Source organism: Verrucomicrobiota bacterium (assembly GCA_016871535.1).
Taxonomy (GTDB): Bacteria; Verrucomicrobiota; Verrucomicrobiia; order Limisphaerales; family SIBE01; genus VHCZ01.
The window spans coordinates 58620-65910 of record VHCZ01000005.1 but is presented as its reverse complement, the minus strand read 5'-3'; the positions used below and the strand labels follow the sequence as shown (position 1 = coordinate 65910).

General features: G+C 58.6%; 7 protein-coding genes. All 7 read left to right on the top strand.

Going from position 1 to position 7291, the window contains the following annotated elements; genetic code table 11:
- Positions 1-290: 290 nt before the first annotated feature.
- The 7 genes from FJ398_01665 to FJ398_01635 all read left to right on the top strand — a co-directional run bounded on the left by FJ398_01665 (position 291) and on the right by FJ398_01635 (position 7291).
- Positions 291-1613, top strand: a complete 1323-nt coding sequence (locus FJ398_01665; GenBank protein ID MBM3836663.1) for a glycosyltransferase family 1 protein — start codon at positions 291-293, stop codon at positions 1611-1613.
- Positions 1579-2241 carry a hypothetical protein gene (locus FJ398_01660; protein MBM3836662.1) on the top strand — a complete coding sequence of 221 codons (663 nt, stop codon included), beginning with the start codon at positions 1579-1581 and terminating at the stop codon, positions 2239-2241. The genes FJ398_01665 and FJ398_01660 overlap by 35 nt, the downstream gene beginning before the upstream one ends.
- Positions 2214-3245, top strand: a complete 1032-nt coding sequence (locus FJ398_01655; GenBank protein ID MBM3836661.1) for a Gfo/Idh/MocA family oxidoreductase — start codon at positions 2214-2216, stop codon at positions 3243-3245. The genes FJ398_01660 and FJ398_01655 overlap by 28 nt, the downstream gene beginning before the upstream one ends.
- The gene (locus FJ398_01650) at positions 3242-4405 is read left to right on the top strand and encodes a DegT/DnrJ/EryC1/StrS family aminotransferase (GenBank protein MBM3836660.1); all 1164 of its coding nucleotides are present in this window, start codon (positions 3242-3244) and stop codon (positions 4403-4405) included. The genes FJ398_01655 and FJ398_01650 overlap by 4 nt, the downstream gene beginning before the upstream one ends.
- Complete coding sequence (locus FJ398_01645) at positions 4402-5448, top strand: NAD(P)-dependent oxidoreductase (protein ID MBM3836659.1); 1047 nt, start codon at positions 4402-4404, stop codon at positions 5446-5448. Before FJ398_01650 ends, FJ398_01645 begins: the two co-directional genes overlap by 4 nt.
- A gap of 74 nt (positions 5449-5522) precedes the next feature.
- Positions 5523-6281 (top strand): GNAT family N-acetyltransferase, encoded by a 759-nt coding sequence (locus FJ398_01640; GenBank protein MBM3836658.1) that lies wholly within the window; start codon positions 5523-5525, stop codon positions 6279-6281.
- Positions 6278-7291 carry a hypothetical protein gene (locus FJ398_01635; protein MBM3836657.1) on the top strand — a complete coding sequence of 338 codons (1014 nt, stop codon included), beginning with the start codon at positions 6278-6280 and terminating at the stop codon, positions 7289-7291. Before FJ398_01640 ends, FJ398_01635 begins: the two co-directional genes overlap by 4 nt.

Here is a 7291-nt window from a genome sequence, read left to right as displayed (position 1 = left end):
GGTGGAGGGCTGGCAGCGTGGGCTGACTGAGTTCCAATCGATCTCAAAGCTGAACGGCTGGCGGAGTCCCAGGCTGGGCATCAGTGTCCATTTGGAAGACGAACGACTGCAAATCCGGTATCCGGACAGGCGACCCTTCATGGAGGCTTGGGAAAGCATCCAGCGTGCTGACAAGGAAGCTGAACGCGCCGAACGGCTGGCGGCCAAACTGCGCGCCCTTGAAGCAGATCCGGACCAGCTTTAGCAAGAACTGATTCACGCCGCGGCCGAGTTCACAGGCTGACTTCGGGATGAAAGTCCTGTTCCTCAATCCCGAGCAGTACGTCGGTTGGGAAGACGAGCCGTCCAACCATGAATTGCGGCTCCCGATTCTGAACTGCGGGATGGTCCGCGAGCACCGCGACTACTGCTACCAACGGGTCCTGAAGGCTGCGGGGCGCGCGGTCATGGACCGGGAGATCCTGACACTGGTGGAGGAGTTTCAGCCCGACCTGGTGATCAACTCCACCACGTGGCCGAATCAATCCGTGGGCAGCGGATTGCTGCACGCGATCATGGGCCGCGGCGTTCCGGTGTACACGCAAGTGTGGGACACATTCCTGGAGCCTGCGCCGCACGAACTGGAGTGGTTTTACAGTTGCACTTGCCTGGGGATCGCATCGTCGATTTCCTGCTTCGAGAAGTACTGGCGCCGGGCTGAGTTCGGTTGCGGTCCGCGGGGCGTCCTTTTCACGACGGGCCACAATGTCTTCACGGATCAAGTTCGCAAAGTGGAGCTTCCCAAGCGCTATGACGTAACGCTGCTGGGAAGCAATGAGGGCCAGCGCACAATTTTCAAGAAATTCCTGGCGGGCCGTTTGCCCGGCCTGGGTATTTTCTTTCACAAGCTGGGCGGACTCATCGATTGGGAGAAGTGCCAAGGTGCATCCGACCGCGAGCGCCTGACCGATCGATGGCTGCCGTGGGATCAATACGTGGAAGCCATCAATCAGTCGAAAGTCTGTGTGTGCGCTCAAACGGGCAAGGGGCGGGACCAGGTCAAAGGAAAGATATTTGAATTCCTGGCCTGCGGCGCGTTTGTGCTCGCAGATGCCAGCGCGGAAACTCGGAAACTCATTCCCGAAGGCTGTCTGGCGTATTATGAAGATATTCCGGACTGTTTGGAGAAAGCCGCCTACTTCGCCCGGAACGATGCGGCTCGGGAGAAGATCGCGCGCTCAGGGTACGACTGGTTTCACGCACACTTTGATTTCCGGAAATTCTGGGCCACTTTCTTGCGCTCGGCGGTCGTGGGCGATGTGCCGTTGCCGTCACCTCCTGTCCAACCTTGCCATAGGTCAGCCCCATCCGTTCCCAGAAAAGGTGAAGCGCATGCGGAAGGGCGGATTCAAGAATTGTTGGGCGCGGGTTACTCGCGCTGGCGCACCTCGCCCGTGTCTGCAAAGATCCGCAAACCCACGAGTTTGCGATCGATGCTCTGCGCAGGTTGCATCCGTCGCACCCGGCCGCCGAGGCTGAGTTGGAATTCGCGGCCGGCACGGGCGCCAGGAACTCCCCTTGCGCCCCGGAACTCGCGGCATGATTCCGGCGAACCGACGAGCAGCCATGGATGACACGCGTGTCTTCGTCCAGGCCAGAACCAGTTCCAGCCGGTTTCCGGGGAAGGTCCTGGCTCCGTTTCTCGGGCGCCCAATTATTCGTCACGTGGTGGAGAGGCTTTCGCAAGCTGTGCCGCGAGATCGCATCGTGGTCGCAACTTCCACGGATGCCTCAGATGATCCTTTGGCCGCCTATGCAACAGGCCTGGGCGTCGCCGTCTTCCGCGGGCCGTTGGAAAACGTGTTCTTGCGCTTTCGAGAATCTTTAAGCAGTTTCCCGTGCGGATGGTTTTTCCGCGTGTGCGCCGATAGTCCGCTGTTGGACCCGAGTTTAGTCAACCGGATGCTGTCCGAACGGGCTCGTGATGTCGATCTGGTGACCAACATCCAGCGCCGGACGTTTCCGCGGGGTCAAAGCCTGGAATTGGTCAATTCCGCGACCTTCGCTGAGATCGACCCGGGAACGCTGTCGGAAGAGGAGCAGGAGCACGCGACGAAAGTCTTCTACACCCACCCGGAGCGATATCGCATCGTCAACATCGTATCGGCCAATCCAAAACTGGCGGAGCAAAGCCTCGCTGTGGATACGATCGAGGATCTGCGCCGGCTGGAACAATGGTCAGCAGCCCAATCCACTCTGTGAGAAAGCCCTTGACGGTCGCGGTTTGCGGGTTGGGCGTCGGCGAACAACACGCGGTCGCTTTTCGCAGTCTTCCCACGTGCCAGATTCGATGGCTCTATGATCTGGAGCCTGCCCGCGCCCGAACGCTTGCCGAAAAACTGGGCGTGGGAGCCGCGGCGCCGGATTTTGAAACGATCGTGTCCGATCCGGAAGTCCAGATCATTTCCATCGCCTCGTTTGACGACGCTCACTTTGGCCAGGCGGTGCAAGCGCTGCGGGCGGCCAAGCATGTTTTTGTCGAAAAACCGCTGTGCCGCACGCTCGATGAAGTGCGCGCGCTCAAGCAAACGTGGATCGAGAGCGGCGGACGGCGGCTGGTCTCGAATCTGGTTCTGCGAGCCGCGCCGCTCTGCCTCTGGTTGAAAGCGGTGATTCAACAGGGCGAGTTCGGCGAGATTTACGCGTTTGACGGAGATTACCTCTACGGACGGCTCGGCAAGATCACGCAGGGCTGGCGAAAGGACGTTTCGAATTACTCGGTGATGCTGGGAGGCGGGGTGCATCTGGTCGATCTCATGCTGTGGATCACCGGACAAAAACCCGATTCTGTTACGGCCTCGGGCAACAGGATCTGCACGACCGGGACGGCCTTTTGCTACCCGGATTTCCACGCAGCCACTTTCCAGTTCTCGTCCGGAATGGTTGGGCGGATCACAGCGAATTTTGGCTGCGTGCACCGGCATCATCATATCGTCCGTATTTTCGGCACCAAGAAGACATTCGTTTATGACGATCAAGGCCCCCGGATTCACGACGCGCGTGAGCCCGGCGTGGCGGCGAGGAAGATCGATTTGCCGCCGCTCCCCGCTTCCAAGGGCGACCTCATTCCCGGATTCATTCGAGGAATTCTCGATCCGGACAAGACCGAGGCCGAGGCCCAGCGCGAATTTGACGTCATCAGCGCCTGCGTTGGGGCTGATGACGCGATGGCGAAAGATCAAAAGATCGAAATTCAATACGTATGAGTGACGCGCGGCAGATTCCGTTCGCCCGCCCCTGGATCACGGAGGACGACCGCCAGGCGGTGCTTGAAGTTCTGAACGGCCACATTCTAACCCACGGACCGCATTGCAAGGCGTTCGAGGAAGAATTCGGAGCGTTTCTGGGCGAAGGCGCTCATTGTGTTTCGGTCAGTTCGTGCATGGCGGCGCTGCACCTGGCTTATCTCCACTTCGGCATCGGTCCCGGGGATGAAGTCATCGTGCCAGCCCAAACCCACACCGCCACTGCGCATGCGGTCGAGTGGGTCGGTGCCAGACCGGTTTTTGTGGATTGCGATCCGCGAACCGGCAACGTGACAGCAGACGCCATCGCCAAAGCCATCACTCGACGGACAAAGGCGGTCTCGATGGTGCATTTCGTTGGGATCCCCTGTGAGATGGCCGGGATCGTTTCCCTGGCCGAACTGCACGGGCTGCGAATCATTGAAGACTGCGCTATCGCCTTGGGCTCGCACTGCCGAGGCAAGCATGTCGGCCTATGGGGTGATGCGGGTTGTTTTTCGTTCTATCCCGTCAAGCATCTTACCACCGGAGAAGGCGGAATGTTTGTCAGCCGGCACCCGTCAGTCGCAGAGGCGGTGAGCAAGCTGAGGGCCTTTGGGGTGGACCGCAAGCATTCTGAGCGTGCGATTCCGGGGATGTACGACGTGCCGACCCTGGGATTGAATTACCGAATGAGCGAAATGCAGGCAGCATTGGGCCGGTCCCAGTTGCGGCGGATGAGGCAAAACCTGGCGATCCGTAAGGAAAACTTTGAACGGCTGAGAAGTGGCTTGTCCTCTTTGCGTGAGGTCCGAGTTTTGGATTCCCAGGATCAGCAAATGGCCAACAGTCATTACTGCCTGAGCGTGGTTCTGGAGAAGGCCTCGGTCGAGTTCAGGAATCGCGTGATTGCCCGGCTGAACACGGTTGGCGTGGGAACCAGCGTGTACTACCCCCAACCGGTGCCCCGAATGACGTATTACCGGGCGAAGTATGGCTACAACCGGCAAGCTTGTTGCTCCGCAGAGGCGATCAGCGACCAATCGATCGCTCTGCCTGTCGGTCCACATCTGACGACAGCGGATATCGACTACGTCGCCCAGGCGTTTGTAAGCATCGTGAAAGAAGAGACTAACGTATGAAGATCGAGCTGAAGAAGCGGCGGATCGCGTTGATTGGCGGCGCCGGGTTTATTGGTCATAATCTGGCGCTCAGCCTGGCCCGGCAAGGGGCGCACGTGGAAATAATTGACGGGCTCCAGGTAAATAATCTCCTGACGTTCGTGTCCGGCAACACCGACTTTCATAACCGCGATCTTTATCTTCAGATCATCAACCAGCGATTGGATTTGCTCCGTGAAGCGGGCATCCAGCTCCACATTCAGGATGCGCGTGATTATCACGGGTTGAGTCATGTGCTGGCCAAGGTTCGCCCGCATGTGATCGTCCACCTAGCCGCGGTTTCGCACGCCGGGCGCTCGAACAAAGACCCATACAGCACGTTTGACCACAGCTTGCGGACACTGGAAAACGCCCTCGACAACGCTCGCGGGCAGGTCGAGCAGTTCATTTATTTTTCTTCGAGCATGGTGTATGGCAATTTTCTCACGGAGGAAGTCAGCGAAGAGCATCCTCTGGAGCCCATTGGAATCTACGGTGCGTTGAAGGTGGCCGGGGAAAAGATGGTGATCGCATACCAGCAGGTGTTTGACTTGCCTTACACGATCATCCGGCCCTCCGCACTGTATGGTCCACGCTGTGTCAGCCGACGGGTTGGGCAAATCTTCATCGAAAGCGCGATGAGCGGCGGAGCATTGCGGGTGGACGGTGACGGATCGGAGAAACTGGACTTCACTTTCATTGGCGACCTCGCCGCCGGGATTGAACTGGCCATTACGAATCCCAACGCGAGGAACCAAATCTTCAATTTAACGTTTGGCCAATCCCGATCCGTGAACGAGTTGGTGGCGATCATTCGGGAGGCATTTCCCGAATCCCCAGTCCAGTACGTGGAACGCGACAAACTGATGCCGTATCGGGGCACTTTGAGCATCCGCAAAGCTCGGGAACTACTCGGATATGAGCCGCAGTACCCGATTGAAGTAGGGTTTACCAACTACATTCACTGGTACAAGAAGCTTCAAAAGGATTACCACTATTGGCGGGAAGACCGGATGGCGGCCTGAGGCGCTTCTCCAAATCGATTCCTTGACGCCCCCGCCGGCGTCCATAGGTCGTCGTAAGCCTTGCAACGCACTTGATGAAGTTCGAGCCTGATGCGTGGCTTAGCCAGGTATTTGGTTATCCCGTCTTCAAGGTGACCCTCGACGAATCCGAGGGCGAACCGGATGCAAGGGCTCGTTTAGAAGCATTTCTTCGCGAGACTTCCCAGGGACGCCCGGCTTTCTATTTTGCCAGGGTTCCTACGCGACGGATCGATCAAGTGAATGCTTTGACTCAGGTGGGATTCAGAGTCGTGGACGTCAACGTCTCACTCGAACGCGAGCCGGGTCCGGCTTCAGTTCCAGGATCAATCGATCCACTGGTTCGGGATTTTGAACTGCGTGACCGAGAAGCCGTGCTGGGAATCGCAGCAAGTTGCTTTGCGTATTCTCGCTTTCATCTCGATCCACGAATTCCACGTGCTCTCGCTGATTCGGTCAAACGCGCCTGGGCAGACAGCTACTTCCAGGGCACTCGCGGGGATCGGCTGCTGGTGGCAGAAGAAGAGGGAGCACTTGTCGGCTTCCTGGCCATCCTGAGCAGGACCGGGCACAAAGGACGAGAGCGCGTTATTGATCTCGTGGGAGTCGCGAAGTGCTGTCAAGGCCGCGGCGTAGGGCGAAGGCTGGTGCAGACCTTCATCGCGCAGTCGGCCGGCCGAGCCGCATCATTAAGAGTGGGCACGCAGGCTGCGAATGTCCCGTCGATCCGCCTGTACGAACGCTGCGGATTCCGCACGAGCGAGACGACCTACGTGTTGCATGCCCACGTGGAGAAAGGATCGGTTGGACCATGAAAGTTGGCTCAGTTGATCTGGAACGCGAAGTTCTGCTGGTTGCCGAAATCGGCAACAATCATGAAGGAGACCCCCGGCTGGCATTGGAACTCGTCCAGGCCGCCGCTGAATCCGGAGCCGGCGCGGTCAAAGTCCAGGTCATCAGGCCGGACCGATTGGTCAATCGGTCGCAGGCGGCGCGGATCAAGCAGTTGTCGCGATTCCGGCTTCCGCATTCAGTCTTCGCTGATTTGGCGGCTGCGGCCAACGCCAAAGGTGTTTTGTTCATGGCCTCAGCCTTCGATGAACAGTCTCTGGACGAGATCAGCGACCTCGTTGCCGCAGTCAAGATCGCGTCAGGTGATTTGGATTTCTGGCCGCTTCTTGCGAGAGCGGCGAGGCTGGGGAAGCCTATCTTCCTCTCGACCGGGACGTGGAGCCTGCCGGAAATCAACGTGGCCGTAAACGAGATTGCGAGACATCTTCCCCGTGAGCAATCGCTGTCTTCCAGACTTGCCTTGCTTCATTGCGTGAGCATGTATCCGACCCCCCTCCAGGAAGCGAATCTTCGGGCCATCCAAACCCTGCGGGCGGAGTTTGGGTTAACAGTCGGCTACTCCGATCACACGTTGGGGATTGAGGCGGCACTGCTCGCCTTGGCCTTGGGGTCTCGCATCATTGAAAAGCACTTCACACTCGATAAGAAGCGGGATTCGTTTAGAGATCATGCCTTATCCGCCGATCCAGAGGACCTGCGTCGACTGGCTGCGATCACTCGCAACGCGGACGCGATCTTGGGAAACGGCGAAAAACGTCCATCGCCGGCGGAGTTGGAATCCGCGGCAACGATGCGACGCTGTATCGTCGCGGCGCGAGATCTGGCTCTGGGAGATCGATTGGCGCTGGCCGACCTGGAATACGTTCGACCGATGGGCGGATTGCCGCCTTCGGCAGCTCAGCGGTTAGTTGGCCGCAGGCTCCGCGTGCCGTTGAAGGCCCACGAGGTCATTCTGGAGAGCCATTTTGAGTAG

Bases quoted from the DNA above. Each gene is read 5' to 3' on its own strand.
- FJ398_01655 (MBM3836661.1), top strand. From the start codon at position 2,214: ATGGTCAGCAGCCCAATCCACTCTGTGAGAAAGCCCTTGACGGTCGCG.
- FJ398_01645 (MBM3836659.1), top strand. From the start codon at position 4,402: ATGAAGATCGAGCTGAAGAAGCGGCGGATCGCGTTGATTGGCGGCGCC.
- FJ398_01635 (MBM3836657.1), top strand. From the start codon at position 6,278: ATGAAAGTTGGCTCAGTTGATCTGGAACGCGAAGTTCTGCTGGTTGCC.
- FJ398_01660 (MBM3836662.1), top strand. From the start codon at position 1,579: ATGATTCCGGCGAACCGACGAGCAGCCATGGATGACACGCGTGTCTTC.
- FJ398_01640 (MBM3836658.1), top strand. From the start codon at position 5,523: ATGAAGTTCGAGCCTGATGCGTGGCTTAGCCAGGTATTTGGTTATCCC.
- FJ398_01650 (MBM3836660.1), top strand. From the start codon at position 3,242: ATGAGTGACGCGCGGCAGATTCCGTTCGCCCGCCCCTGGATCACGGAG.
- FJ398_01665 (MBM3836663.1), top strand. From the start codon at position 291: ATGAAAGTCCTGTTCCTCAATCCCGAGCAGTACGTCGGTTGGGAAGAC.